General features: G+C 71.7%; 24 protein-coding genes and 2 pseudogenes. 12 read left to right on the top strand and 14 right to left on the bottom strand.

Features of this window, described 5'->3' with window-relative positions:
* Positions 1-17: 17 nt before the first annotated feature.
* From ACF9IK_RS24975 to ACF9IK_RS24955, 5 genes are all read right to left on the bottom strand, one after another.
* Positions 18-1,124 (bottom strand): DUF475 domain-containing protein, encoded by a 1,107-nt coding sequence (locus tag ACF9IK_RS24975; protein WP_395296327.1) that lies wholly within the window; start codon positions 1,122-1,124, stop codon positions 18-20.
* A 60-nt stretch (positions 1,125-1,184) separates the two neighbouring features.
* Positions 1,185-1,760, bottom strand: a complete 576-nt coding sequence (locus ACF9IK_RS24970) for a TerD family protein (protein ID WP_395296326.1) — start codon at positions 1,758-1,760, stop codon at positions 1,185-1,187.
* Between the two features lie 210 nt (positions 1,761-1,970).
* The gene (locus tag ACF9IK_RS24965; protein WP_395296325.1) at positions 1,971-2,546 is read right to left on the bottom strand and encodes a TerD family protein; all 576 of its coding nucleotides are present in this window, start codon (positions 2,544-2,546) and stop codon (positions 1,971-1,973) included.
* Positions 2,547-2,806: 260 nt separating this feature from the next.
* The gene (locus tag ACF9IK_RS24960; protein ID WP_395296324.1) at positions 2,807-3,265 is read right to left on the bottom strand and encodes a peroxiredoxin; all 459 of its coding nucleotides are present in this window, start codon (positions 3,263-3,265) and stop codon (positions 2,807-2,809) included.
* A 231-nt stretch (positions 3,266-3,496) separates the two neighbouring features.
* Positions 3,497-3,934 (bottom strand): DUF3052 domain-containing protein, encoded by a 438-nt coding sequence (locus tag ACF9IK_RS24955; RefSeq protein ID WP_395296323.1) that lies wholly within the window; start codon positions 3,932-3,934, stop codon positions 3,497-3,499.
* 517 nt (positions 3,935-4,451) lie between these two features.
* Between ACF9IK_RS24955 and aceE the strand changes: the two genes are divergently transcribed.
* A complete protein-coding gene (aceE, locus tag ACF9IK_RS24950; protein ID WP_395296322.1) occupies positions 4,452-7,202 on the top strand; it encodes a pyruvate dehydrogenase (acetyl-transferring), homodimeric type in 2,751 nt (916 codons plus the stop codon).
* A gap of 149 nt (positions 7,203-7,351) precedes the next feature.
* Here the strand turns inward: aceE and ACF9IK_RS24945 are convergent, their stop codons facing one another.
* A complete protein-coding gene (locus ACF9IK_RS24945; protein ID WP_395296321.1) occupies positions 7,352-8,956 on the bottom strand; it encodes an MFS transporter in 1,605 nt (534 codons plus the stop codon).
* A 213-nt stretch (positions 8,957-9,169) separates the two neighbouring features.
* On the opposite strand from ACF9IK_RS24945, the gene ACF9IK_RS24940 reads away from it, so the two are divergent.
* The 3 genes from ACF9IK_RS24940 to ACF9IK_RS24930 all read left to right on the top strand — a co-directional run bounded on the left by ACF9IK_RS24940 (position 9,170) and on the right by ACF9IK_RS24930 (position 11,627).
* Positions 9,170-9,853, top strand: coding sequence for a TetR family transcriptional regulator (locus tag ACF9IK_RS24940; RefSeq protein ID WP_395296320.1), 684 nt, complete (start codon positions 9,170-9,172; stop codon positions 9,851-9,853).
* A 53-nt stretch (positions 9,854-9,906) separates the two neighbouring features.
* Positions 9,907-10,254, top strand: coding sequence for an MmcQ/YjbR family DNA-binding protein (locus ACF9IK_RS24935; RefSeq protein ID WP_395296319.1), 348 nt, complete (start codon positions 9,907-9,909; stop codon positions 10,252-10,254).
* A gap of 158 nt (positions 10,255-10,412) precedes the next feature.
* The gene (locus tag ACF9IK_RS24930; RefSeq protein WP_395296318.1) at positions 10,413-11,627 is read left to right on the top strand and encodes an alpha/beta hydrolase; all 1,215 of its coding nucleotides are present in this window, start codon (positions 10,413-10,415) and stop codon (positions 11,625-11,627) included.
* A gap of 20 nt (positions 11,628-11,647) precedes the next feature.
* On the opposite strand, the gene ACF9IK_RS24925 is transcribed toward ACF9IK_RS24930, so the two are convergent.
* Complete coding sequence (locus ACF9IK_RS24925) at positions 11,648-12,622, bottom strand: helix-turn-helix transcriptional regulator (protein ID WP_395296317.1); 975 nt, start codon at positions 12,620-12,622, stop codon at positions 11,648-11,650.
* 100 nt (positions 12,623-12,722) lie between these two features.
* On the opposite strand from ACF9IK_RS24925, the gene ACF9IK_RS24920 reads away from it, so the two are divergent.
* On the top strand, positions 12,723-13,301 hold the full coding sequence (locus ACF9IK_RS24920; protein ID WP_395296316.1) for a TIGR03086 family metal-binding protein: 579 nt from the start codon (positions 12,723-12,725) through the stop codon (positions 13,299-13,301).
* Positions 13,302-13,367: 66 nt separating this feature from the next.
* Here ACF9IK_RS24920 and ACF9IK_RS24915 read toward each other — a convergent pair whose 3' ends face one another.
* Both ACF9IK_RS24915 and ACF9IK_RS24910 read right to left on the bottom strand, forming a co-directional pair.
* Positions 13,368-14,381, bottom strand: coding sequence for an aldo/keto reductase (locus tag ACF9IK_RS24915; protein ID WP_395296315.1), 1,014 nt, complete (start codon positions 14,379-14,381; stop codon positions 13,368-13,370).
* A 128-nt stretch (positions 14,382-14,509) separates the two neighbouring features.
* A pseudogene (locus ACF9IK_RS24910) lies at positions 14,510-14,950 on the bottom strand (MerR family transcriptional regulator); the annotation flags it as partial.
* Positions 14,951-15,090: 140 nt separating this feature from the next.
* Here ACF9IK_RS24910 and ACF9IK_RS24905 point away from each other — a divergent pair.
* A complete protein-coding gene (locus tag ACF9IK_RS24905; protein ID WP_395296314.1) occupies positions 15,091-15,924 on the top strand; it encodes a serine hydrolase domain-containing protein in 834 nt (277 codons plus the stop codon).
* 49 nt (positions 15,925-15,973) lie between these two features.
* On the opposite strand, the gene ACF9IK_RS24900 is transcribed toward ACF9IK_RS24905, so the two are convergent.
* Positions 15,974-16,750 (bottom strand): pirin family protein, encoded by a 777-nt coding sequence (locus tag ACF9IK_RS24900; RefSeq protein ID WP_395296313.1) that lies wholly within the window; start codon positions 16,748-16,750, stop codon positions 15,974-15,976.
* A gap of 266 nt (positions 16,751-17,016) precedes the next feature.
* Between ACF9IK_RS24900 and ACF9IK_RS24895 the strand changes: the two genes are divergently transcribed.
* The 5 genes from ACF9IK_RS24895 (at position 17,017) to fabF (ending at position 22,006) form a co-directional block, all read left to right on the top strand.
* Positions 17,017-18,213, top strand: a complete 1,197-nt coding sequence (locus tag ACF9IK_RS24895; RefSeq protein ID WP_238741507.1) for a PucR family transcriptional regulator — start codon at positions 17,017-17,019, stop codon at positions 18,211-18,213.
* Positions 18,214-18,303: 90 nt separating this feature from the next.
* Positions 18,304-19,248, top strand: coding sequence for an ACP S-malonyltransferase (locus tag ACF9IK_RS24890; protein WP_395296312.1), 945 nt, complete (start codon positions 18,304-18,306; stop codon positions 19,246-19,248).
* Entirely contained in the window at positions 19,245-20,276 is a 1,032-nt protein-coding gene (locus tag ACF9IK_RS24885) for a beta-ketoacyl-ACP synthase III (protein ID WP_395296311.1), read from the top strand. Before ACF9IK_RS24890 ends, ACF9IK_RS24885 begins: the two co-directional genes overlap by 4 nt.
* A 78-nt stretch (positions 20,277-20,354) precedes the next feature.
* Complete coding sequence (locus ACF9IK_RS24880) at positions 20,355-20,597, top strand: acyl carrier protein (RefSeq protein ID WP_238740950.1); 243 nt, start codon at positions 20,355-20,357, stop codon at positions 20,595-20,597.
* 143 nt (positions 20,598-20,740) lie between these two features.
* Entirely contained in the window at positions 20,741-22,006 is a 1,266-nt protein-coding gene (fabF, locus tag ACF9IK_RS24875) for a beta-ketoacyl-ACP synthase II (protein WP_395296310.1), read from the top strand.
* Positions 22,007-22,074: 68 nt separating this feature from the next.
* Here the strand turns inward: fabF and ACF9IK_RS24870 are convergent, their stop codons facing one another.
* The 4 genes and pseudogenes from ACF9IK_RS24870 to ACF9IK_RS24855 form a co-directional block, all read right to left on the bottom strand.
* On the bottom strand, positions 22,075-22,569 hold the full coding sequence (locus ACF9IK_RS24870) for a DUF3145 domain-containing protein (RefSeq protein WP_270147090.1): 495 nt from the start codon (positions 22,567-22,569) through the stop codon (positions 22,075-22,077).
* Positions 22,570-22,928: 359 nt separating this feature from the next.
* Positions 22,929-23,792, bottom strand: a pseudogene (locus ACF9IK_RS24865) (NADP-dependent oxidoreductase); the annotation flags it as partial.
* Between the two features lie 73 nt (positions 23,793-23,865).
* Entirely contained in the window at positions 23,866-24,006 is a 141-nt protein-coding gene (locus tag ACF9IK_RS24860; protein ID WP_395296309.1) for a hypothetical protein, read from the bottom strand.
* Positions 24,007-24,335: 329 nt separating this feature from the next.
* Positions 24,336-25,361 carry an NADP-dependent oxidoreductase gene (locus ACF9IK_RS24855; RefSeq protein WP_395296308.1) on the bottom strand — a complete coding sequence of 342 codons (1,026 nt, stop codon included), beginning with the start codon at positions 25,359-25,361 and terminating at the stop codon, positions 24,336-24,338.
* Between the two features lie 94 nt (positions 25,362-25,455).
* Here ACF9IK_RS24855 and ACF9IK_RS24850 point away from each other — a divergent pair, with 94 nt between their 5' ends.
* On the top strand, positions 25,456-25,920 hold the full coding sequence (locus ACF9IK_RS24850) for a MarR family winged helix-turn-helix transcriptional regulator (RefSeq protein ID WP_395296307.1): 465 nt from the start codon (positions 25,456-25,458) through the stop codon (positions 25,918-25,920).
* Positions 25,921-26,110: the final 190 nt, after the last annotated feature.

The following is a 26,110-nucleotide window of genomic DNA, read 5'->3' as shown; positions in this document are numbered from 1 at the left end:
TGTCTGCGCCGGGGCGCCTACTTGGTGGAGCTCACCAGCTCCTGCTCCTCGCCGTCGCCGCCCTCGGCGGCCGCACGGCGGTTGCGCAGGATGGACGAGCCGAGTGCCAGACCGATGAACGCGACGCCGATCAGGCCGGTGACGATCTCCGGGATGTGGTACTCGATGCCGACCATCAGGATCACCGCGAGCGCACCGATCGCGTAGTGCGCGCCGTGCTCCAGGTACACGTAGTCGTCCAGGGTGCCCTTGCGGACCAGGAAGACGGTCAGCGAGCGGATGTACATCGCGCCGATGCCGAGACCCAGGGTGATCTGGAAGATGTCGCTGGAGATGGCGAACGCGCCGACCACGCCGTCGAAGGAGAACGACGCGTCCAGGACCTCCAGGTACATGAAGAGGAAGAACGCGGCCTTGCCGCCGACCTGGACGATGGACTTCCCGGCCTTCTCCGCCTCCTCCTCCTTCTCGGCCTCCTCGTCCAGGCCCGCCTCGAAGATCGAGGCGAGTCCGTTCACGGAGAGGTAGGTGACCAGGCCGAGCACGCCGGCCAGCAGCACCGTCTCGGCGTGCTCACCGGCGAAGAAGTTCGACGCCAGGAGCAGCGTGACCAGCGCGACGACCGTCGAGAGGGCCTCCAGCTTGCCGACCTTCTGCAGCGGACGCTCGATCCAGGCCAGCCAGTTGTAGTCCTTCTCCTCGAAGATGAAGTCGAGGAAGATCATCAGCAGGAAGACGCCGCCGAAGGCCGCGATGGCCGGGTTGGCCGCCTCCAGGTACTGGGCGTACGTCATGCCCTCGTACGTCTTGTCCGAGTGCAGCGCCAGGTCGATGACGGTGGCCGGGTTGAGGTGCGCGGTGAGGCCGACGACCAGCAGCGGGAAGACGAGCCGCATGCCGAAGACGGCGATCAGCACGCCGACGGTGAGGAAGATCTTCTGCCAGTACGGGTTCATCCGCTTCAACACCGTGGCGTTGACCACCGCGTTGTCGAACGACAGGGAGATCTCCAGGATGGAGAGGATCAGCACAATGCCGAATCCCTCGGCTCCCCAGAGCAGGCCGGCTGCGATCAGCCCGATGACGGTGATCGCGAATGACCAGCCGAATGTGCGGAGGAACACGGGACTTGGTTACCTTTCGAGTTCATGGCACCGAACACGACGTCTGCGTGTTTCGGGCCTTTACTGTACGTTTACGCCGAAATCCAGGGCAATGCCGCGCAGGCCCGAGGCGTAGCCCTGGCCAACCGCGCGGAACTTCCACTCGCCCGCGTATCGGTACAGCTCGCCGAAGATCATCGCGGTCTCGCTGGAGGCGTCCTCGGTCAGGTCGTAGCGCGCGATCTCCTGACCGTCCAGGGAGTTGACCACCCGGATGTAGGCGTTGCGCACCTGGCCGAAGTTCTGCAGCCGCGACTCGGCGTCGTAGATCGACACCGGGAACACGACCTTGTCCACCTGCGGCGGGACGAGGTCCAGGTTGACCAGCACGACCTCGTCATCGCCCTCGCCCTCACCGGTGAGGTTGTCGCCGGTGTGCTCGACCGAGCCCTCGGGGCTCTTCAGGTTGTTGTAGAAGACGAAGTACTCGTCGCCGAGCACCCGCCCTCCCGAGCAGAGCAGCGCGCTGGCGTCGAGGTCGAACGGCGCACCGGTGGTCGAGCGGGCGTCCCAGCCGAGGCCGATCTGCACCTGCGTCAGGTTCGGCGCGGCCTTGGTCAGCGAGACGTTTCCACCCTTGGCGAGCGTGACACTCATGGCTGTCCTTCCTCCCTTTCCTCCCGGGGCGCATCTCAGGTGTATTCCCCCGCGGCCCCGTCCGGCCTCGTCCGGCCGGCTGAACTTCCTGAACTCCCATCCTTCCAGTGCGCCGGGACAGCACGAAGCCGGGGCGGCCACGGACGCGTCACGTCCGCGGCCGCCCCGGCCCGCTGGTACCGTCTCAGGCCCGCCGGGCCCGTCCCGGACTCAGACGTTGACGCCGAAGTCCTGGGCGATGCCGCGCAGGCCGGAGGCGTAGCCCTGGCCGATGGCGCGGAACTTCCACTCGGCGCCGTTGCGGTACAGCTCGCCGAAGACCATCGCGGTCTCGGTCGAGGCGTCCTCGGAGAGGTCGTACCGGGCCAGCTCCCTGTTGTCGGCCTGGTTGACCACGCGGATGAACGCGTTGCGGACCTGGCCGAAGTTCTGGGACCGGTTCTCGGCGTCGTAGATGGACACCGGGAAGACGATCTTGGCCACGTCGGCCGGCACGGTGGCCAGGTTGACCTTGATCTGCTCGTCGTCGCCCTCGCCCTCACCGGTGAGGTTGTCGCCGGTGTGCTCGACCGAGCCGTCGGGGCTCTTCAGGTTGTTGAAGAAGACGAAGTTACCGTCCGTGCCGACCTTGCCCTGGTCGTTGCAGAGCAGGGCGCTGGCGTCCAGGTCGAAGTCCGTGCCGGTGGTGGTACGGACGTCCCAGCCAAGGCCGACGACCACGGCGGCCAGGCCGGGAGCCTCCTTGGTGAGCGAGACATTGCCGCCCTTGCTCAGGCTGACACCCACTTGTCCTCCAAGAATCGGGAGGCACCCCTGGTGCCCCCGTGGTGCGGTTCAAGGCGTCGGGGGCGGTTGCCGCCGAGCCTCTGACCAGCCAACGGACCGATCGTAGTGCCGGGTTCCCGTCCCGGGCAGGGAACGGGCCCGGCGTGGCTGTTCGAATCTCGCCAAGCCGGGCCCGCAGGATCCCGCACGGTCGTGCACGAAGGTGTGCGCAGGGTCGCACACAGGGGTTGCGCGCGGGGCGCCGAGCGCCCCCGGACGCGTCAGAGCGCGCCGACGACCTTCAGGTACTCCTGCTCGTCGCGGGCGTCCGGCAGGTCGTTCACGACGCTCCAGCGGACCACGCCGGCCTTGTCGATCACGAAGGTGCCGCGCACGGCGCAGCCCTTCTCCTCGTCGAAGACGCCGTAGGCGCGGGAGACCTCGCCGTGCGGCCAGAAGTCGGAGAGCAGCGGGAAGTCCAGGCCCTCCTGGTCGGCGAAGACGCGCTGGGTGAAGGGCGAGTCGTTGGAGACGCCGAGCACCTGCACCTCGTCGTTCTGCAGACGCGGCAGCTCCTTCTGGATCGCGCAGACCTCTCCGGTGCAGACACCGGTGAACGAGAACGGGTAGAAGACCAGGACGACGTTCTTCTCGCCCCGGAAGTCGGAGAGCCTGACCGGCTCGCCGTGCTGGTTCCTCAGCTCGAAGTCCGGAGCCTCGGTACCGATCTCGATGGCCATGGTGGGACCTTTCTGAACGCGACAGGGCCGCGCGGCGGGCGCGACGAGCGCCATCCTCGCATTCGTCGGCGCCGGTTCGGCCGGACGGGTGAGGCCGCCGGTACGCGGATCGGCCGTTTTCGCCCTGGGCGAACGCCACCCCCGGCAGGGGCTCCAGCCCGGACGCCGAAACGGCCGGGCCCCGCTGGAGGAAGCTCCAGCGGGGCCCGGTCCGACGGCTTCAGGGGGTGTTCAGCGCTTGCCGCCCTTGGAGGCCGCCTTGGTCGCCAGGCGGGTCGCGGCCCAGTCCTTGGCGACGGCGATCGAGCTGGTCTGCGAGAGGCCGGCGGTACGCGCCGCATCGGCGATGTCGGAGGCCTCGATGTGGCCGTCACGGCCGGTCTTGGGCGTCAGCAGCCAGATCAGGCCGCCCTCGGCCAGGTATTCCAGGGCGTCGACGAGGGAGTCGGTCAGATCCCCGTCGTCGTCGCGGTGCCACAGCAGGACGGCGTCGGCGACGTCGTCGTAGTCCTCGTCGACGAGATCCGTCCCGGTGATCTCCTCGATGCCCTCGCGGAGTTCCTGGTCAGTGTCTTCGTCGTACCCCAGCTCCTGGATGATCTGGTCCTTCTCGAAACCGAGACGGTGCGCCGGGTTGGACTTGTCCGCGGGATCCGCGGTCGCGCTCACGGGAATAACCTCCAGTATTCGGCTCGGCATCCGTGCCGAGGCTGTGGCCGTAGTCCACACGGGCGCGGCGGTTCGCGCAAGTACCCGACCCCCGATCCCCTCCAAAGGTTGACGTGTCGCACCGGGACACGCCGCCGGAGGTGTCGCGAATCACACCGATTTGCCCTTCTCTGCGTAGGACAAGGATGCTTCGGGTGGTCCCGGTCCGCAGGCCGTACGCGTGCCCGAGATGCGAACGGCATTCGGGGTCCGCGCGTGCGCGGGCGTAGAGTCTCCTGTTGGCCCTCACCCCGACCGCCCGCCATCGGACGGACGGGCAACCAGGTCGGACCACCTCTTTTCGTAACACCCGGTGGTGCGCGGCGTCGGCAACAGCGCCCGCTCCGCACACCACCAGACCGTGCCGCCCACCAGGCGAAACGGTTACCGATCGGTAGAGATGACGGATCTCCGAGCGCGGTAGCACGATGGAGGCGGCGCGACACACCTAAGTTTCGACCGACAGTGAAGGAACAGCGTGGCTTCCGGATCCGATCGCAACCCGATCATCATTGGCGGCCTTCCGAGTCAGGTCCCGGACTTCGATCCCGAGGAGACCGCGGAATGGCTGGAGTCGCTTGACGCGGCCATCGACGAGCGGGGGCGCGAGCGTGCCCGCTACCTGATGCTCCGCCTGATCGAGCGCGCCCGCGAGAAGCGCGTCGCCGTGCCCGAGATGCGCAGCACGGACTACGTCAACACCATCGCCACCAAGGACGAGCCCTTCTTCCCCGGCAACGAGGAGATCGAGCGCAAGGTCCTCAACGCGACCCGCTGGAACGCGGCCGTCATGGTCTCGCGCGCCCAGCGCCCGGGCATCGGCGTGGGCGGTCACATCGCCACCTTCGCCTCCTCGGCGTCGCTCTACGACGTCGGCTTCAACTACTTCTTCCGCGGCAAGGACGCCGAGGGCGAGTCGGGCGACCAGATCTTCTTCCAGGGTCACGCCTCCCCCGGCATCTACGCCCGCGCGTTCCTCCTGGACCGACTGACCGAGCAGCAGCTCGACGCCTTCCGCCAGGAGAAGTCGAAGTTCCCGTACGGCCTCTCCAGCTACCCGCACCCGCGGCTGATGCCGGACTTCTGGGAGTTCCCGACCGTCTCGATGGGCCTCGGCCCGCTCGGTGCGATCTACCAAGCCCGGATGAACCGCTACCTGGAGCACCGGGGCATCAAGGACACCTCCGACTCGCACGTCTACGCCTTCCTCGGCGACGGCGAGATGGACGAGCCCGAGTCGCTCGGCCAGCTGTCGCTCGCCGCCCGCGAGGGCCTGGACAACCTGACCTTCGTGGTCAACTGCAACCTGCAGCGCCTCGACGGCCCGGTCCGCGGCAACGGCAAGATCATCCAGGAGCTGGAGTCCCAGTTCCGGGGCGCCGGCTGGAACGTGATCAAGCTGATCTGGGACCGCAGCTGGGACCCGCTGCTCGCGCAGGACCGCGACGGCGTCCTGGTGAACAAGCTGAACACCACGGTGGACGGCCAGTTCCAGACCTACGCGACGGAGACCGGCTCGTACATCCGCGAGCACTTCTTCGGCGGCGACCTGCGGCTGCGCAAGATGGTCGAGAACATGACCGACCAGCAGATCCAGCACCTGGGTCGCGGCGGCCACGACCACGCCAAGATCTACGCGGCGTTCAAGGCGGCCCGCGAGCACAAGGGCCAGCCGACGGTCATCCTCGCGCAGACGGTCAAGGGCTGGACCCTCGGCCCGAACTTCGAGGGCCGCAACGCGACCCACCAGATGAAGAAGCTGACGGTCGAGGACCTCAAGCGCTTCCGCGACCGCCTGCACCTGCCGATCACGGACAAGCAGCTCGAGGAGGGCTACCCGCCCTACTACCACCCGGGCCGCAACTCCGAAGAGATCCAGTACATGCACGACCGCCGCCAGGAGCTGGGCGGCTACGTGCCGACCCGCAAGGTGCGCCCGCGCAAGCTGGAGCTGCCCGGCGACGACGCGTACAAGGCGGTCAAGAAGGGCTCCGGCAACCAGACCATCGCCACCACCATGGCGTTCGTCCGGCTGCTCAAGGACCTCATGCGCGACAAGGGCATCGGCAACCGCTTCGTGCCGATCGCCCCGGACGAGTACCGCACCTTCGGGATGGACTCGCTGTTCCCGTCGGCGAAGATCTACAACCCGCTCGGCCAGACCTACGAGTCGGTCGACCGCGAGCTGCTGCTGGCGTACAAGGAGTCCCCGACCGGCCAGATGCTGCACGACGGCATCTCCGAGGCGGGCTGCACCGCCTCGCTGATCGCCGCGGGCTCGTCCTACGCCACCCACGGCGAGCCGCTGATCCCGGTGTACGTCTTCTACTCGATGTTCGGGTTCCAGCGCACCGGTGACCAGTTCTGGCAGATGGCCGACCAGCTGGCCCGCGGCTTCGTGCTCGGCGCCACCGCCGGCCGGACCACGCTGACCGGCGAGGGCCTGCAGCACGCCGACGGCCACTCGCACCTGCTGGCCTCGACCAACCCGGGCGTCGTCGCCTACGACCCGGCGTACGGCTTCGAGATCGCACACATCGTCCAGGACGGTCTGCGGCGGATGTACGGCTCCAGCGAGCAGCACCCGCACGGCGAGGACGTGTTCTACTACCTCACCGTCTACAACGAGCCGATCAAGATGCCGGCCGAGCCGGAGAACGTCGACGTCGAGGGCATCCTCAAGGGTCTGCACCGGTACGCGCCCGGCACCGCCGGCCAGATCCCGGCCCAGATCCTCGCCTCCGGCGTGGCGGTGCCGTGGGCCCTGGAGGCCCAGCGCATCCTCGCCGAGGAGTGGAACGTCAAGGCCGACGTCTGGTCCGCGACCTCCTGGAACGAGCTGCGCCGCGACGCGGTGGAGGCCGAGGAGTTCAACCTGCTGCACCCCGAGGAGCAGGAGCGCGTCCCGTACGTGACCCAGAAGCTCCAGGGCTCCGAGGGCCCGTTCATCGCCGTCTCCGACTGGATGCGCGCCGTGCCGGACCAGATCTCGCGCTGGGTGCCGGGCCGGTACCAGTCGCTGGGCGCCGACGGCTTCGGCTTCGCCGACACCCGCGGTGCGGCGCGTCGCTACTTCCACATCGACGCGCAGTCGGTCGTCCTGGCGGTGCTCACCGAGCTCGCCAAGCAGGGCAAGATCGACCGCAGCGCCCTGAAGGACGCGATCGACCGCTACCAGCTGCTGGACGTGGCGGCCGCCGACCCGGGCGCCGCGGGCGGCGACGCCTGACCGGCCGGTGGGCACACTGAAGGGCCGGACCTCCGCCACGGAGGTCCGGCCCTTCGCCGTTCCCGTCCCCGCCCGGGGTCGTCCTCCGGAGCGGGACGACCGCGGCCCCGGACCCGGCGGGGTCCGGGGCCGCGGTCGTGGCGCCCGGGTCAGATGTGGACGGCCGGGCCCGCGTCGGTGGTGCCGCGGCGGGTCAGCAGGCCGAGCAGGGCCGCCCCGAAGGCCACCACGGCGGCGACCGCGAAGGCGAGCGACATGCCGCTGACGAAGGAGTCGTGGACGGCGGAGGCCATCGCGTCGACCGCCTGCTGCGGGGTGCCGGCCGGGGCCGGCGGGGCGATGCCGAGCTGGGCGGCCTGGTTCAGGCCCTCGGCGTGGGCGCCCTCGACCGGCGGCAGACCGGCCTTGGCCCAGTTCCCCGGCAGCACGTCGGTGACCCTGGCGGCCATCAGCGCGCCGAGCACGGCGGTGCCCAGGCTGCCGCCGACCTGCATCGCGGCCTGCTGCAGGCCGCCCGCCACACCGGACAGCTCCAGCGGGGCGTTGCCGACGATGACCTCGGTGGCGCCGACGATGACCGGAGAGATGCCCAGGCCCATCAGCACGAACCAGAGCGACATCACGCCGGTACCGGAGCCGGTGTCCAGGGTCGACATGCCGAACATCGCGACGGTGGTGAGCAGCATGCCGGTCACGATCGGGATGCGCGGGCCGAGCCTGCCGATGGCCAGACCGGCCAGCGGCGAGCCGACGATCATCATGCCGGTCATCGGGAGCAGGTGGACGCCGGCCGAGACCGGCGACATCCCGTGCACGTTCTGCAGGTAGAAGGTCACGAAGAAGATCGCGCCGAAGAACGAGAAGGCCATCAGCACCATCAGCAGGGTGCCGGCCGACAGCGGTACCGAGCGGAACAGGCTGAGCGGGATCAGCGGCTCGCGGGCCACCCGCTGCCAGAAGGCGAAGGCCGTCATCAGGACCGCCGCGCCGCCGAGGAAGAGCAGCGTGGAGACGTCGCCCCAGCCCCACGCGGGCGCCTTGATGATGCCGAAGACCAGCGCGAACATCGCCGCCGAGAGCAGCGCGATGCCGGGGAGGTCGAAGGACTTGGCCGCGTTCTCGGCCCGGACGTCCTTCAGGACCCAGATACCGAGGGCGAGGGCGATCAGGCCGACCGGGATGTTGATGAAGAAGACAGACTCCCAGTTGACGTGCTCGACCAGGAGACCGCCGACGATCGGCCCGGCCGCGGTGGAGGCGCCGATCACGCCGCCCCAGATGCCGATGGCCATGTTGAGCCGCTCCACCGGGAACGCCCCGCGCAGCAGGCCGAGCGCGGCCGGCTGGAGCAGCGCGCCGAACAGGCCCTGGAGGACCCGGAAGGCGATCACCATCCCGATGTTGCCGGCGAAGCCGATCGCGGCCGACGTGGCGGCGAAGCCGACCGCGCCGACCAGGAAGGTCGACTTGTGGCCGAACCGGTCGCCGATCTTGCCCGCGGTGATCAGGAAGACCGCAAGAGCCAGCAGGTAGCCGCTGGTCACCCACTGGATCTCGGAGGGCGCGGCGTGCAGCTTCTCCTGGATCACCGGGTTGGCGATCGCGACGATCGTGCCGTCCAGGGCGACCATCATCACGCCGACGGCGACGGTCAGCAGGGTCAGCCAGGGATGGCCCTGAAGGCTTCTCCCGGACGGGGTCTTGCGCTGCGGCGGGGGGTCCGCCTTGGCGCTCTTGACGACGGACTGGCTCATCTGGGCTCCGGGTCGATGCGGCGGACAGGCATGGGCGTGGCGCCCCGGCCCACCCGTCCCCACGAGTTACCCGGCCCGCGGGCGCCACTCGGGAAGATTATGTCAGCCACTGCCATTCGGCAAACACTGACTTCTGGCCCGAACTGACATTTGTCAGGACGCTACAGTGGTCCTCCTGCACCCCACCCGCACCACCGCCCGGAGGGCCCCGCCATGGCCGCTCAGCTCCCGCCCGCCGACACTGCAGCCGCCGGCGGCACCGGCCCCGGCCTGCGCGAGCGAAAGAAGCAGCGGACCAGGGCGGCGCTGATCGAGGCCGCCCACCGACTCTTCCTCCGCCAGGGATTCGCACAGACGACGGTCGACGAGATCGCCTCCGCCGTCGACGTCTCGCAGCGCACCTTCTTCCGCTACTTCGCCAACAAGGACGAGGTCGCGCTCGCCGTCCTGGCCATCGCGGAGGACTACTTCATCGACCGGCTGCGCCGGCGCCCCGCCGAGGAGAACCCGCTGCAGGCCATGCGTGCGGCGATCGTCGAGTCCTGGCGCGATCTCGGCGCCGAGCACCGGACCGGTCCCGGCTCGGTCACCAGTGCGCTGGAGCTGCTCCAGATCATCGAGGACACCCCCACCCTGCTCGCCGCCCACCTGCGCCGGGCCGCCGAGCAGGAGCGGGTGGTGGCCGGACTGATCGCGGCCCGCGAGGGGCTCGACCCGGCCGAGGACCTGCGCCCCACCGTGATCGCGGCCGTCTTCGGCAGCGTGCTGCGCGCCGCCCACCTGTCCTGGAACGCCGACCAGGAGGAGTCCGGCCCGGAGGGCATGATCGCCCTGATCGGACGCTACTTCGACCAGCTGGAGCCCGCCCTGGCCGGCGACTGGCGACGGCCGGCCTGACCGGCGCGCACCGGGAGCGGCCGGCTGTCCGGGGCCGGCCCTAGGCTGCCCCCATGGTGACGTTCGAGGAGTTCCTGGCGATGGCTCTCGCCCTGCCCGCGGCGGAGCAGCAACCCACCTGGGAGATCGAGACCCTACGGGTCCGCACGAAGATCTTCGCGATGGGCTCGCCGGAGGGCGGGAGCGTCAGCGTGAAGGCCTCCAAGGAGGAGCAGGCGGAGCTGCTCGCGGCCGAGCCCGAGGTGTTCAGCTACCCCGGGTACGTCGGCCGGCACGGCTGGATCGGCGTCCGGCTCGACCGCGTCGACCCCGCTGAGCTGCGGGAGCTGCTCACCGAGGCCTGGCGGCGGACCGCCCCCGCGCGCATGGTCCGCGAGTTCGACGCGGCCACGGGCGGATGACGCCGACCGGACACCCGCGGTTCATGTGATCCATCCCACAGTTTGGTGCGGCGCCGACAGTTCTCCGGGCCTCTAGGCTTGCGCAAGGAAGTTGGCAGTCGTACCACCCTCCGGGCCCCGCCCGTGGAACGGTCACGGGCCCCAAGGGAGTTGACGCGATGCGCCGTCGCCGGTGGAAGCGTGTTCTGATCGGCGCGTTCGCGGGCTGCGCCGTGCTCGCCGATGCCGGGGCCGCCGCGGCCCAGGCCGCCGCCTCCACCGAGCAGCTGGCGATCTCCACGCCCCCGGCCGGAAGCGCCGCCTGGGTCGAGGACCACTCCTTCGGGCGGTCGCTGCCGGACCCGGCCACCACCACCCCGGCCGCTGCGGCCGAGTTCTTCGCCTCACTCGCGCCCACCGAGCTGGACCGGCTGATCCAGGACTACCCGCTGGTGGTCGGCAACTTCGACGGCGCCCCGGTCGACCTGCGCTACCGCGCCAACCGGATCGCGCTGGCCGCCGAACGCGACCGCGCCGGGGCCCGTGCCACAGACCGGAAGCTGGACTCCGAGCAGCGCGCGCTGGCCGTCTCCCGCGCCAACGACGTCGAGCACCTGCTGGCGCCCGAGCGCCAGATCCTGGCCTTCGACCCGCGTGGGCGCGGCCTGGTCACCGAGGTCTGGGGCGACCTCGGCGACGCCGACCGGATCGCCGTGCTGGTACCCGGCTCGGACGCCGACCTCGGCCACTTCGACCAGGCGGTCGAGCCGCTGCGCTCCCCCGCCGGCATGGCCCGCGCGCTGTACGCCGAGGAGCACCGCCAGGCGCCCCGCACCCGGACCGCGGTGATCGCCTGGACCGGCTACGTCACCCCCTCCGGCCTCGGGCCGGACGCCGTCACCTCCCGGCTCGCCGACGTCGGCGCGCCCCGGCTGGAGCGGCTGCTCGCCGGGCTCAGGGAGACCACCCGGCCGGACGCGCCGCCGTCCCTGCTCTGCCACTCCTACGGCTCGGTGGTCTGCGGCAGCGCCGCCCCCGAGATCCCGCGGGCGGCCGCCTCGCCGTCCGACACGTCGGGGATCACCGACCTGATGGTGTTCGGCAGCCCCGGCATGGGGGTGCAGAGCAAGGCCGAGCTGGGCACCGGGGTGCACGTCTGGGCCACCCGCAACGGCAGCGACTGGATCGGCAACGTGCCGTACCTGGAGGTCGGCGGGCTCGGCCACGGCGCCGACCCGACCTCGGCCGACTTCGGGGCCGAGCAGATCTCCTCGGCCCGCTCCTCCGGCCACAACGGCTACTTCGCCGAGGGCACCGACAGCCTGCACAACTTCGCGGCCGTCGCGCTCGGCCGCTACGAGAACGTGGTCCGCCCGCCCGCGGACACTCCGTAGGGCGGGTCCCGGCCCGGCGGTCAGTCCCGGTAGAGCCGGGCGGCCTCCGCCGCGGCGCGGGCCAGCTCCCGGCGGGCCGCGGGCGGCGAGAGCACCTCGGCGTCCGCGCCGAAGGCTAGCAGCGCGCGGACGGCCGGCAGCGCCTGGAATCCCATCGTCAGCTCCACCCAGTCGTCGGCGGCCCCGGCGCCCGACTCGGGCGGCGGGGCGGTGAGCCGGGTGGAGTGGATCCGGACGAACATGTCCAGACGCCCGCGCCGGACCCGCACCCTGACCTGGACCTCCTTCGGCAGCCGCTCGACCTGGTCGCGCAGCACCGCCCAGACCGCGCCGAGCCCCACCCCCGGACGCCGCCGCACGGGCTCCTCCCCGGTCTCGGCGGCGAGCACCCGCTCCGCCCGGAACAGTCGCGGCCCGCCGTTCAGGTCGGCCACCAGGTACCAGACCCCGGCCTTGCTGACCAGGCCGTACGGGTCGACGGTGTACTCCGCGGGAACGGGAGCTCCGCTGTGCCGGTACCGCAGCCGCAGCCGGCGGTCGGTGAAGACGGCGTGCTGCAGCTCGCCGAGGTCCGGTCCGGAGGCACTCCCGCCGGGCTGGAGCCAACGGACCGGGTCGACCAGGATGCGCTCGCTGATCCGCTCGGCCGCGGGCCGGTGCGGGGCGGGCAGCGCGGCCATCACCTTGCGCAGCGCCGAGCCGAGCGCGCCGTCCAGCCCGAGGTCGCTGTGCGCGCCCTGCGTGGAGAGCACGAACAGGGCCCGCGCCTCGTCGGCGGTCAGGCCGCTGACGTCGGTGCGGTAGCCGGGCAGCAGAGCGATGCCGCCGTGCCGCCCGCGCTCGGTGTAGACCGGGACGCCGGCCGCCGAGAGCGCCTCGACGTCGCGGTAGATGGTGCGGACCGACACCTCCAGGCGCTCGGCCAGTTCGGTGGCGGGCACCCGCCCACGGGTCTGGAGCAGCAGCAGGATCGAGAGCAGGCGGTCGGCCTTCATGCCCACGAGGATGACAGAAATCATGACGCTCGTTGTCAGGTTTTGCCGGGAGATTGCCTCCGAAGCGAAAACCCCCTTCCGACGACGGAGTTGATCCCGCATGGACACCACCCAGGACCCCCGCCCGCTGTACCTGCTCGCGCTCGGCCAGCTGGAGAAGCTGATCACCGAGGTCACCCCGGCCACGCTGGACCGGCCGACCCCGTGCGAGGAGTACGACCTGCGGCAGCTGCTGAGCCACGTGGTCGGCGGCGTGCACCGGCTCGCCTACATCGGCGAGGGCGGCCGGGCGGAGGACGTCGTGGCGGCCACCGGCGACCTGGCCGACGACGCCTGGCCGGCGGCGTTCGAGCGGGCCCGGGCCCGGGTCACGGCCGCCTGGTCGGACGACGCCAAGCTGGACCGCCCGTCCTTCGCGCCCTGGGGCGAGGTCCCCGGGCGGGCCGCCGTCGGCGGCTACGTGATGGAGGCGGTCACCCACTCCTGGGACATCGCACGCGCCCTCGGCAGCGGCCTCACCCTGGACGAGGAGCTGGGCCGGGCCGCGCTGGCCGTCGCCGAGTTCGTGCTGCCGGCCGAGAACCGCGGCGGACCGGTCCCGTTCGGCGCGGTGCGGCCCGCACCGGCCGACGCCGACGCCACCACCCGGCTGGCCGCCTACCTGGGCCGCGAGGTCTGACGCCCCGGCGGGAGCGGGGCCGGGCCCGCTCCCGCCGCCCGCTCCGCATCCCGGGGCCCGCGGCCGCTAGTCCCGGCCGGCCGAGGTGAAGGTCATGTCCGTGTAGCGGTCGCCGGTCACCCGGCCGGCGATCGGCTCCAGCACCGCCAGCTCCTCGGCGGTGAGCCGCAGCGTCGCGGCCGCGGTGTTCTCGGCGAGCCGGCTGCGCTTGCGGGTGCCCGGGATCGGCACGACGGTCAGGCCGTGCACCTCCGCCCGCTGGTGCACCCAGGCCAGGGCCACCTGCGCGGCGCTCGCCCCGCGCGCCGCGGCGATCTCCCGGATCGGCTCGACCAGCGCGAGGTTGGCCGCGGCGTTCTCCCCGCGGAACCGGGGCTGGCTCCGGCGGAAGTCGTCCGCGGCCAGCTCCTCCGCGGCGGCGAACGAGCCGGTCAGGAAGCCGCGCCCGAGCGGCGAGTACGGCACGAAGGCGACCCCCAGCTCGGCCGCCGCCGGCACCACCGAGCTCTCGACGTCCCGGGCGAAGACCGACCACTCGGACTGCAGGGCGGCGATCGGGTGCACCGCGTACGCCTCGCGCAGCTCGCTCCCGGTCACCTCGGAGAGACCGAGGTGGCGCACCTTGCCGGCCGCCACCAGCTCGGCCATCGCGCCGACCGACTCGGCGAGCGGTACGGCCGGGTCGCGCCGGTGCATGTAGTAGACGTCGATCACGTCCACGCCGAGCCGGCGCAGCGAGGCGTCCACGGCGGAGCGGATGTAGGCCGGGTCGTTGCGGATGCCCCGGTACGCCGGGTCGTCCAAGCGTCGTTCGAGGGCGAACTTGGTCGCCACCACGACCCGGTCCCGGTTCGCTCGGACGAAGGGGCCGATCAGCTCCTCGTTGTGGCCGGAGCCGTACGCGTCGGCGGTGTCGAAGAGGGTGACGCCGGCCTCCAGGGCCGCGTCCAGGGTGGCGAGGGCCTCGGCGGTGTCGGTCGGGCCGTAGAACTCGCTCATGCCCATGCAGCCGAGGCCCTGGACGCCGACGGCCGGGCCGTCGTCGCCGAGCCGGACGGTGGGGAGAATGGGGTTCGTCATGCGCTCTGCTGCTTCCTGTGCGAAGTCTGTGACGTCTGCGGGGTCTGTGTCGTCCGCGAAGTCCGCGGGGTCCGCGGGGTCCGCGGGGTCCGCGGGGTCCGTACGGCATCAGCCGGCACGCCGCAGTCGGCGTGCCTCCCGGCGTAGATATCGATCTTGAGGTCGAGGACGGCGAGGGTGGCGTGCAGATCGGCGATCTGCTGCCGGACCACCTCGCGGTGCGCGACCAGCAGCTCGCGCCGGTCCTCGGCGGTCCGCTCGCCCTCGCGGGCCAGCTCCACGTAGCGGAGCATGTCGGCCACCGGCATGCTGGTCAGCCGCAGCCGGCCGAGGAAGGCCAGCCGGTGCAGGTCGGCGTCGCAGTAGCGGCGCTGACCGGAGGCGGCGCGGTCGACCGGGTCGAGCAGGCCGATCCGCTCGTACCAGCGCAGCGTGTGCGCGGTCAGCCCGCTGGCCGCCGACACCTCGCTGATGCTGTGCCGGGGCGTCCGGTCGGGCACGCCGACGGGCGCGTTGAACACCTCGGAGCAGGTCCTCAGGTCGATGTCGATCGACGCGAGCGTGGCCATGGTCGAAACCCCCAGTGGTGAGCGGCCCACGTCCCGGTGGGCCGGTTCAAGACGCTAGCGAGTTGGAGTGCACTCAAAGCAAGCCTGCCAGCCCGGTGCTCCCGGCACCCGGCCGGTGGCGGCCGGTTAGAGTCGGGCCCATGGAGAGCTTGCGGATGATCGAGACCTGGCCCGCCCCCCGTGCGGCGGCGGCCGTGGTGCGGGGTGCGGACGGCGCGGTGCTGGGCGGGCACGGTCCGCAGGACCACCTGTTCCCGTTGGCGTCGGTGACCAAGCTGCTCACCTCGTACGCCGTGCTGATCGCGGTCGAGGAGGGTGTCTTCGAGCTGGACGACCCGGCCGGCCCCGAGGGGTCGACCGTCCGCCACCTGCTCGCGCACACCTCGGGCCTCGCCTTCGACGAGCACCGGGTGATGGCCGAGCCTGGCAACCGCCGGCTCTACTCCAACGCCGGCTTCGACGTGCTGGCGCAGGCCCTCCAGCAGGCCTCCGGCATCGAGTTCGGCCGGTACGCGGCCGAGGCGCTGTTCGAGCCGCTCGGCATGCGCGACACGCTCATCAACACCGCGCACAAGTCCCCCGCCGGGGCCGGCGGCCTCTCCACGGTCACGGACCTCGCGCTGTTCGCCGCCGAGCTGCAGTCGCCCAAGCTGCTCGACCCGTCCACCGTGCGCGCCGCCACCCGCGAGGTCGCCTTCCCGGGCACCAGCGGCGTGCTGCCCGGCTTCGGCCACCGCCGGCCGAACGACTGGGGGCTCGGTTTCGAGATCCGCGACGGCAAGGCCCCGCACTGGACCGGCACCGCCAACTCCCCCGCCACCTTCGGCCACTTCGGCCAGTCCGGGACCTTCCTCTGGGTCGACCCGGAGGCCGGCGCGGCCTGCGTCGCGCTCACCGACCGGGACTTCGGGCCGTGGGCCGCCGAGGTCTGGCCGCAGCTCAGCGACGCGGTCCTGGCCGAACTGCGCGGATGAGGCCCGGGGCGGGCGTCTCGCCGCACCGGCCGGCCGGTCCGCCCGCGCGTCAGCCGTACGAGACCGGCGAGTGCATCTCCCAGAGCAGGAGCTCGGCGCCGGTCCCGCCGGCCGTCGGGTCGGCGAAGGCGCCACCGGTGATCCGGACGCTGTCGCCCGGCACCATCGAGCGCCCGCCGCCCTGCGGCCCGGGCACCGTCCGGTAGCCGAGCGAACCGGCCGTCAGGTGCGCGTAGCGCCAGGGAGCGGCGGGGAGTTCGGGCAGCGGCTGCCAGGGGCCGGCGGTCGCCAGCCAGAGCGCGGCGTCGCTGCGGCGCAGCCGCAGCGCGTCCGTGCCGGCGTCCCGCTCCAACCCGGAGGCGAGCAGCGTCAACCCGCCGGGCGCGCGCTCCACCCGGCGCAGTCCGTACGCCGGGGGCGCGTCGAAGGCGTCCGGTTGGAGCCACATCTGGACGAAGCGGACCGGGCCCTCGGCACCGCCGACGTTGCGCTCGGTGTGGGTGACGCCGGTGCCCGCGCTCAGGTGCTGGAGCATGCCGGGGCGGACCACGCCGCTGTGGCCGCGGGAGTCCCGGTGCGCCAGCGCGCCCTCCAGCACCCAGGTGAGGATCTCGGTGTCCCGGTGCCTGTGCTCGTCGAACCCCGCACCCGGTGCGAGCTGCTCCTCGTTGCACGCGAGCAGCGCGCCGAAGTGCGTGTTCCTCGGGTCGTAGTGGCCCGAGAACGAGAACGCGTGTCTGGTCTCGACGCCCTCGGCCGGGGTGGAGAGGTAGCGCTCGGCGGTGCGGCGCAGGTCGGCGCGGGGGCGGGCGGGAGCATCGGTCACGGGCCCACGGTAGCGCGCCCCCGGACGCGTTCCGGGCGCTCCCGGCCCGACCCCGGCGCGCCCTCCGGGGTACGGGTGTGACGGTCGCCACCGCGTCGCTGCGCCGGGGGGTTGTGCACGAGCAGTCACTCCGGTGAGGCAGTCTTGTCCTTGTGCCAGCCGCTTCCGCGAACTCCCAGAGCGAACCCACCGCCAAGCCCGACCAGAGCGGTCCGGGCCCGACCCCCGGGGCCGGCCGCGACCGGCCCGGCCGCGCGGCGCCGCGGCTGACCGCACAGGAGCGCAGACTCGCCGCCGAGCGGGCCGAGCGCCGGGCCGCGACGCTCAAGCGGCTGGAGAAGTCCTCGGGCAAGCTGGCCACCAACGCGATCGCGCGGATGGACGACCAGCTCGGCTGGTACCGGCGGATGCCGCCGGAGCACCGCTCCTGGATCGGCCTGGTCGCCCAGGCCGGTATCGCCGCCTTCACCGAGTGGTACCGCCACCCCGACGCCCCGCAGGCGATCTCCACCGACGTGTTCGGCACCGCGCCGCGCGAGCTGACCCGGGCCATCACGCTGCGCCAGACCGTCGAGCTGATCCGCACCACGATCGAGGTGATGGAGGAGGCCATCGAGGAGGTGGCCGCCCCCGGCGACGAGGCGGACATGCGCGAGTCCGTGCTGGTCTACGCCCGCGAGATCGCCTTCGCCACCGCCCAGGTGTACGCCCAGGCCGCGGAGGCGCGCGGCGCGTGGGACGCGCGGCTGGAGGCGCTGGTCGTCAACTCGCTGCTCTCCGGCGACGCCGACGAGGGCGTGCTCTCGCGCGCCGCCGCGCTCGGCTGGGGCCAGCCGAGCCAGGTCCGGGTGGTGATGGGCAGCGCCCCGGACGGCGACAGCGAGCTGGTGGTGGAGGCGATCCGCCGGGCCGCCCGCTACGCCAAGCTGCACGTGCTGACCGGGGTGCTGGGCAAGCGGCTGGTGGTCGTGGTCGGCGGCGACAAGGAGCCGGTGCACGCCGCCCGGGCGCTGATCGGCCAGTTCGCGCCCGGCCCGGTGGTGGTCGGCCCCACCGTGCCCGACCTGCTGTCGGCGACCCGCTCGGCGCACGCCGCCGCGGCCGGCCTGCGGGCCTGCGCCGCCTGGCCGGACGCGCCGCGGCCAGTGCTGGCCGACGACCTGCTCCCGGAGCGGGCGCTCGCCGGGGACCAGGCGGCCCGCCGTCAGCTGGTGGAGGAGATCTACACACCGCTGGACGAGGCCGGCTCGGCGCTGCTGGAGACCTTGAGTGTCTACCTGGAACAGGCATCCTCGTTGGAGGGTGCCGCCCGAATGCTCTTCGTCCACCCCAACACGGTGCGCTACCGGCTCCGACGTGTGACAGACGTCACGGGCTACGCTCCGTCGGACGTGCGTTCGGCGTTCACGCTGCGTATCGCACTGGCGCTGGGGCGACTCACGGCGGCCGGCGAGCAGAGCTGAGCCCGATGTAGGGAACTTACAATCCCCAATGCTTTTCTTCGTTACCGTCGCCTACCCGCCCCCGGGCGTCCGGCGAGAGAGGGTTGAACCGTGCTCGTAATCGTCGCCCCTGGACAGGGTGCCCAGACCCCCGGTTTCCTCAGCCCCTGGCTGGAGCTCGACGGCGTCGCCGACCGCCTGCGCGGCTGGTCGGAGGTCGCCGGGCTCGACCTGGTGCACGCCGGCACCGAGGCGTCCGCCGAGGAGATCAAGGACACCGCCGTCGCCCAGCCGCTGCTGGTCGCGGCCGGTCTGGTGACCGCCCGCGCGCTGTTCCCGGACGAGGACCACGCCCGTGAGCTGGTCGGCGCCGTGGCAGGCCACAGCGTCGGCGAGATCACCGCCGCCGCCGGCGCCGGGGTGCTCTCCGCCCACGACGCGCTGACCTTCGTCCGCGAGCGCAGCCTGGCGATGGCCGAGGCCGCCGCCGCCACCGAGACCGGCATGATCGCCGTCCTCGGCGGCGAGCCGGAGGTCGTCGCGGCCAAGCTGGCCGAGCACGGGCTGACCCCGGCGAACAACAACGGCGGCGGCCAGATCGTCGCCGCCGGCACACTGCCCCAGCTGGACGCCCTGCGGGCCGACCCGCCGGCCGGCGCCCGCCTGATCGCGCTCAAGGTCGCGGGCGCGTTCCACACCGAGCACATGGCGCCCGGCGTCGAGCGCCTGGCCAAGCTGGCCCCGACCCTCGCGGTCGCGGACCCGAAGGTCGCCTACGTCTCCAACAAGGACGGCGGCGTCGTCGCCTCCGGCCCCGAGGTGCTGGACCGCCTGGTGTCACAGGTCTCCAACCCGGTCCGCTGGGACCTCTGCATGGAGACCCTGGAGCGGCTGGGCACGACCGCCGTCATCGAGCTCGCCCCCGCGGGCACCCTCACCGGACTGGTCAAGCGCAACCTCAAGGGTGTGGCGACGCTTGCCCTCAAGACCCCCGCCGACCTGGACAAGGCCCGCGAGATCGTCGCGGAGCACGGCGGTCAGGAGACCAAGGCATGAGCGCCCCCCAGATCAAGCCGGTCACCGGCGCGCAGTACGCGCGCATCCACGGTGTCGGCGGATACCGCCCGGTTCGGGTGATTCCCAACGCCGAGGTGCTGAACTGGATCGACTCCTCGGACGAGTGGATCCGCACCCGCAGCGGGATCGCCGAGCGCCGCTGGGCCGGCCCCGAGGAGACCGTCGCCGAGATGTCGGTGCAGGCTGCCGGCAAGGCCATCGCCCAGGCCGGGATCGACGCCTCGCAGATCGGCGGCGTGATCGTCGCGACCGTCTCGCACCTCAAGCAGACCCCCGCGATCGCCACCGAGATCGCCGAGCGGCTCGGCTGCGGCACCGCCCCCGCCTTCGACATCTCGGCCGCCTGCGCCGGCTTCGGCTACGGCCTGAGCCTGGCCGACGGCATGATCCGCGGCGGCAGCGCCGAGTACGTGCTGGTCATCGGCGTGGAGCGACTCAGCGACTTGACCGACCAGTCGGACCGCTCGACCGCGTTCATCTTCGGCGACGGCGCCGGCGCCGCGATCGTCGGCCCGTCCGACACGCCCGGCATCGGCAAGGTCATCTGGGGCTCCGACGGCTCCCAGAAGGAGGTCATCTCGCAGACCCAGGCCTGGGACACCGCCTTCGCCAAGGAGGACGCCGTCAACGGCGCCGGCGAGGAGGTCAAGTGGCCGACCCTGCGGATGGAGGGTCAGACGGTCTTCCGCTGGGCGGTCTGGGAGATGGCCAAGGTGGCCCAGCAGGCGCTGGACGCCGCCGGGGTCACCGCCGACCAGCTGGGCGCGTTCATCCCGCACCAGGCCAACATGCGCATCACCGATGCCATGATCAAGGCGCTGAAGCTGCCCGAGACGGTGCCGGTCGCCCGCGACATCACCGAGACCGGCAACACCTCCGCCGCCTCCATCCCGCTGGCGATGGAGCGCATGCTGGAGAGCGGCGAGGCCCGCAGCGGCGACCTCGCCCTGATTATCGGGTTCGGGGCGGGTCTGGTCTACGCGGCGGCAGTCGTTACGCTCCCCTAGGCACTTCCGCCCCACTCATCACAAACCTGCGTCCGTCCGCCGGGCGAGCGCATTCAACACCGAAGAGGAGCAGCCAGTATGGCTACCAAGGACGAGGTCCTGGAAGGTCTCGCTGAGATCGTCAACGAGATCGCCGGCATCCCGACCGAGGACGTCGAGTTCGACAAGTCCTTCACCGACGACCTGGACGTCGACTCGCTGTCCATGGTCGAGGTCGTCGTGGCCGCCGAGGAGCGCTTCGACGTGAAGATCCCGGACGACGAGGTCAAGAACCTGAAGACCGTCGGCGACGCGGTGGACTACATCATCGCCAACGCCTGAGCGTCCGATCCGTTCGACGCCCGTCGTCGGCCGGCTCCCCGAGTCGGCCGACCCGCCGGCCGGACGCCCCACCGGGCGCCCGGCCGGGCCCACCCCCCGGCCCGCCGCCGTTGCCCCGCACGAACGTGAGAGAAGAAGATCCAGTGACCGTTGAAAACCGTACCGTGGTCGTCACGGGTATCGGCGCCTTCACGCCGCTGGGCGGCGACGCCGCCACCACCTGGGAGAACCTGGTCGCCGGGCGCTCCGGGGTGGCTGCCCTGACCGAGGAGTGGGCCGCCGACCTGCCCGTCCGGATCGCCGCGCGCACCGCCGTCGACCCGGCCGACGTCCTCCCCCGTCCGGTCGCCCGCAAGCTGGACCGCTCGGCGCAGTTCGCGCTGATCGCCGCCCGCGAGGCGTGGGCCGACGCCGGCTACGAGACCCCGGCCACCGACGAGTCCTCCAAGCTCGTGCCCGAGCGCCTGGGCGCCGTGATCGCCTCCGGCATCGGCGGCGTCACCACCCTGCTCGACCAGTACGACGTGCTGCGCGAGAAGGGCGCCCGCAAGGTCTCCCCGCACACCGTGCCGATGCTGATGCCCAACTCCCCGGCGGCCAACGTCGGTCTGGAGGTCGGTGCCCGCGCCGGCGTGCACACCCCCGTCTCCGCCTGCGCCTCCGGCGCCGAGGCGATCGGCTACGCGATCGAGATGATCCGCAGCGGCCGCGCCGACGTCGTGGTGGCCGGCGGCACCGAGGCCGCGATCCACCCGCTGCCGATCGCCGCGTTCGCCAACATGATGGCGATGTCCAAGAACAACGACGAGCCCGAGCGCGCCTCGCGCCCGTACGACAAGGGCCGCGACGGCTTCGTGCTCGGCGAGGGCGCCGGCGTGGTCGTGCTGGAGTCGATCGAGCACGCCGAGGCCCGCGGCGCCCGGATCTACTGCGAGGCGGTGGGGCAGGGCCTCTCCTCGGACGCCCACCACATCGCCCAGCCGGAGCCGACCGGCGCCGGCGTGGCCCGCGCGCTGGCCGACCTGTTCGACCGCAACCCGCTGGACAAGGCCGAGATCGTGCACGTCAACGCGCACGCCACCTCGACCCCGCAGGGTGACACGGCCGAGCTGAAGGCGCTGCGCAAGGAGCTCGGCGAGCACCTGGACCACATCGCCGTCTCAGCCACCAAGTCGATGACCGGCCACCTGCTGGGCGGCGCCGGCGGCATCGAGACCGTCGCCACCGTGCTGGCGCTGCACCACCGGGTCGCCCCGCCGACCATCAACGTCGACGAGCTCGACGAGGACGTGGACGCGGACATCGTCCGGGACGAGGCCCGGGCGCTGCCCGAGGGCCGGATCGCCGCGCTGAACAACTCGTTCGGTTTCGGCGGCCACAACGTGGTGCTGGCCTTCCGCACCGTCTGACCCCGCACGCGAAGGGGCCGGCGCTCGTGACGAGCGCCGGCCCCTTCGGGTATTTCGGAGTGCCCGGCTCAGACCACCTGGTGCAGCCAGCGCACCGGGGCACCCTCGCCCGCGTAGCGGAAGGGCTCCAACTCGTCGTCCCAGGGCTTGCCGAGCAGCCGGGAGATCTCCGCCTCCAGGTCCGCGCCCTCGCTGCGGGCGCGCAGCAGAACGGCCCGCAGCCGGTCCTCGGGGATCAGGATGTCGCCGTGGATCCCCGTGACGGCATGGAAGATGCCGAGCGTGGGGGTGCTGCTGTACCTCTCGCCCTCGGCCGTGGCGCAGGGCTCGCTGGTGACCTCGTACCGCATCAGCTGCCAGCCGCGCAGCGCGGAGGCGAGCTTCGAGGCCGTACCGGGCTCACCCTGCCAGGAGAGCTCGGCACGCCAGTGTCCGGGCGCAGCCGGCTGGCGGATCCAGTCCAGGCTCACCCGCACACCGAGCACCCCCGCAACGGCCCACTCGACGTGCGGGCACAGGGCGCGGGGCGCGGAGTGGATGTACAGGACTCCACGTGTCGTCACCGGGACCTCCAGGCTGTGGACGAGGGTCGCCTTCCCCAGCTGCCTCGCGTTCGTGCCTGTAGTTGATCCACAGTTACCCACGTTAGCCGACATTAAGCCACTAAATTGAGCAAAACGGACAGGCTTTCGCTCAATGCTAGTCGAATCCCCAACGAGGTCCACCCCTCGGTCGGATCTCTCCCCCGAACGGCCCCATCACCGGGCGGGACCACCGTACCGCGCCGCGCCGCACCGCGACTGACGCACTTTCGGATCCGGCCGGAATGCGGTAGTGCGGCCGAATCCCCTGCGCCCGGTACGCAAACCGCCCCGCCGGCCCGAGGGGGCCGCGGGCGGTTCGCGACGGATCCGACCCTCCGTCAGCCGGCGAGACGGACCGCCATCTTGCCGGTGTTGGCACCGCGCAGCAGGTCGAGGAAGGCCCCGGCGGTGTTCTCGAAGCCGTCCACCACGGTCTCCTCGTTGCGCAGCCGGTCCTCGCGCAGCCAGCCGCCCACCTCGGCGACGGACTTCGGCTGCAGGGCGGAGTGGTCGCTCACCAGCACGCCCTCCAGCCGCAGCCGCTTGCCGATGACCATCGCGAGGTTGCGCGGGGCCGCCGGGGCGGAGGTCTCGTTGTACTGGGCGATCGCGCCACAGAGCACCGCCCGGCCGTGCACGCCGAGCGCACCGATCGCGGCCTCCAGGTGCTCGCCGCCGACGCTGTCGAAGTAGAGGTCGACGCCCTCCCGGGCCGCCTCGGCCAGTTGCTCGGCGACCGGTCCGTCCTTGTAGTCGAACGCGGCGTCGAAGCCGTACTCGCCGACCAGCCTGGAGACCCTCTCCGCCGAGCCGGCCGATCCGACCACCAGCGCAGCGCCCTTGAGCTTGGCGATCTGGCCGACCATCGACCCGACGGCCCCGGCCGCACCGGAGACGAAGACCCTGTCGCCCTCCTTGAGGCGGCCGACCTCCAGCAGGCCCGCGTAGGCGGTCAGGCCGGTCATGCCGAGCACGCCGAGGTAGGCGGAGAGCGGCACGGACGGGCCGACCTTCACCGCGCGCCCGGCCGCCACGGTGGCGTACTCGCGCCAGCCGAGCCCGTGCAGGACGGCGTCGCCCGGCGCGAAGCCCTCGGCCGCCGAGGCCACCACGTAACCGACGGCGCCGCCGTCCGTCGGCCGGTCCAGCTGGAACGGCGGGACGTAGGACTTCGCGTCGTTCATCCGGCCTCGGATACCGGGCTTTTGACCGAAGCCGGCAGGCCCGCCGACCTCGTGGAGAGGTCGGCGGGCCCGGTCCTACGTGAGCGCCCCGCTACTGGAGATCCGCGCTCGGTACGCGCCGCCAGTCCCATTGCGGGTGGCGGGCCAGCAGCGCCAGGAACTCGCCGGCCGGGAGGACGTCATCGTGGTTGGTGTCGACGAGCCCTTCGAAGCCCGGAAGGACCTGCTTCAACAGCGCGCGCCGCGTCCATGGACTGGCACGACACGTCGACGCCGTACGGTTCGCCGATTCGGGCGGCGATCCACTCCAACTCCTCCGGCTCGAAGTCGGACAGGATCCCGCCCGACAGGTCGATGCGGTAGGAGTACCCCTGCCAGTGCAGCCTTTCACCGCCCAACGCCGCGTCCGGCACGAGCTCGAACGAACGGATCCGCCGTTCGAGCGACGGACGCTCTGCCCCGGGGGCAAGGATGACCACGGACGGCCAGGACATGTGCACCTCCGAGGCGACAGTAGCCGACCCTCCCCGCCGGATCGCCTCCCGGACGGCGAGACCGGCCCTACTCCGGGAGCTTGATCAGCATCTTGCCGACGTTGTCACCGCTGAGCAGGCCGAGGAAAGCGTCCACCGCACTGTCGATGCCCTGGGTCACCGTCTCGCGGTACTTCAGTTCACCCGAGCGCACCCACGCCGAGACCTCCTCGACGAACTTCGGCTGGAGGTCGTAGTGGTCGCCGACGAGCAGTCCCTCCATGCGGAAGCGCTTGGCGATGATCTGTGCCAGGTTGCGCGGGGCCGCGGTGGGCTCGGTGGCGTTGTACTGCGAGATCATGCCGCAGACCACGATGCGCCCGTGCAGGTTCATCACCTCGATCGCCGCTTCGAGGTGCTCGCCGCCCACGTTGTCGAAGTACACGTCGATGCCATCGGGAGCCGCCGCCTGAAGCTGCTCGGCAACCGGACCGTTCTTGTAGTTGAACGCAGCATCGAATCCGTACTCCTCCACGAGGAGCTTGACCTTCTCGTCCGAGCCGGCGGAGCCGATCACTCGGGCCGCGCCCTTCAGCTTGGCGATCTGACCGACGATGCCACCCACGGCGCCGGCAGCTCCGGACACGAACACGACGTCGCCGGCCTTGATCTCCGCGATCCGCGTCAGACCCGCATAGGCGGTCAGACCCGGCATGCCCAGCACGCCCAGGTAGGTGGAGAGCGGCGCGGCGTTCGGATCCACCTTGACGGACGTCTTGGCGTCGAACGTGGCGTACTCACGCCAGCCGAAGAAGTGCAGGACATAGTCACCCTCGGCGAAGCCCTCCGCCTGCGAGGCGACGACCCGGCCGACCGCGCCGCCCAGCATCGGCTTGTCCAGTTCGTACGGTTCTGCGTAGGACTTGCGGGCCGACATCCGGCCGCGCATGTACGGGTCGACCGAGAGGTGGGTGTTGCGGACCAGGATCTCGCCCGGCCCCGGGGTCCGGACCGGGGCCTCGACCAGCGCGAAGTCGGTCGGCACCGGCCAGCCCTGCGGGCGGGCGGCGAGGTGCCATTCGCGGGCGGTGACGGGCGCTTCCTGCTCGGCCATCGGTGATGCTCCTTGTGCATGAAAGGTTGACTTACTGAAGTAACCATGGGCATGAAAGGTTCATGTTGTCAACTGTTCAGGTAGACTCGGAGGCATGGACACCCAGCCCGCCCCGACCGTCGCCTCCCAGCCCGACGAGATCACCCGCGAGGTCGTCGACCTGATGGCCAACCTGGTCGGGCTCTTCCACCGCGAGTACGAGGAGGCCGCCGCCGCCCGCTCGCTCACCGGCGCCCAGGCCAAGGTCCTCGCCCTGCTGCGGCGCGGGCCGATGCCGATGCGCCACATCGCCCAGACGCTCAGCTGCGAGCCGTCCAACATCACCGGCATCGTCGACCGGCTGGAGTCGCGCGGCTTCGTCACCCGGGAGGCCGACCGGCAGGACCGCCGGGTCAAGCTGGTCGCCGCGACCCAGACCGGCGCGGCCGCCTCCGAGGAACTGCGCGAGTCGCTGAACTTCGCCCGGGAGCCGCTGGCCGCGCTCGGACCGGAGGAGCGGACGATGCTGCGCGACCTGCTCCGCAGGATGCTCGCGGGCGCCTCCGGCCCCGGAGCGTGAGTGTCCGCGACCCCCGCGTGAGCAGCATCACAGCCCTCCGGACCGCTCCGGCGCAATTGACCGGGCCGGGGCTGTAACCGAACACTCCCGCGAAACGTCTAAGGTTCGAGACTTGGCACCGGCCTGCCCTAGGCCCGGTGCGTGTGGAGAACGACACCAGAGGACGGGGGGCCGGGGCAGGATGAGCAGC

Origin of the sequence: Kitasatospora hibisci (assembly GCF_043950205.1) — a bacterium.
In the GTDB taxonomy this organism is placed as follows: Bacteria; Actinomycetota; Actinomycetes; order Streptomycetales; family Streptomycetaceae; genus Kitasatospora; species Kitasatospora hibisci.
This window is presented reverse-complemented; position numbering and strand designations above follow the sequence as displayed.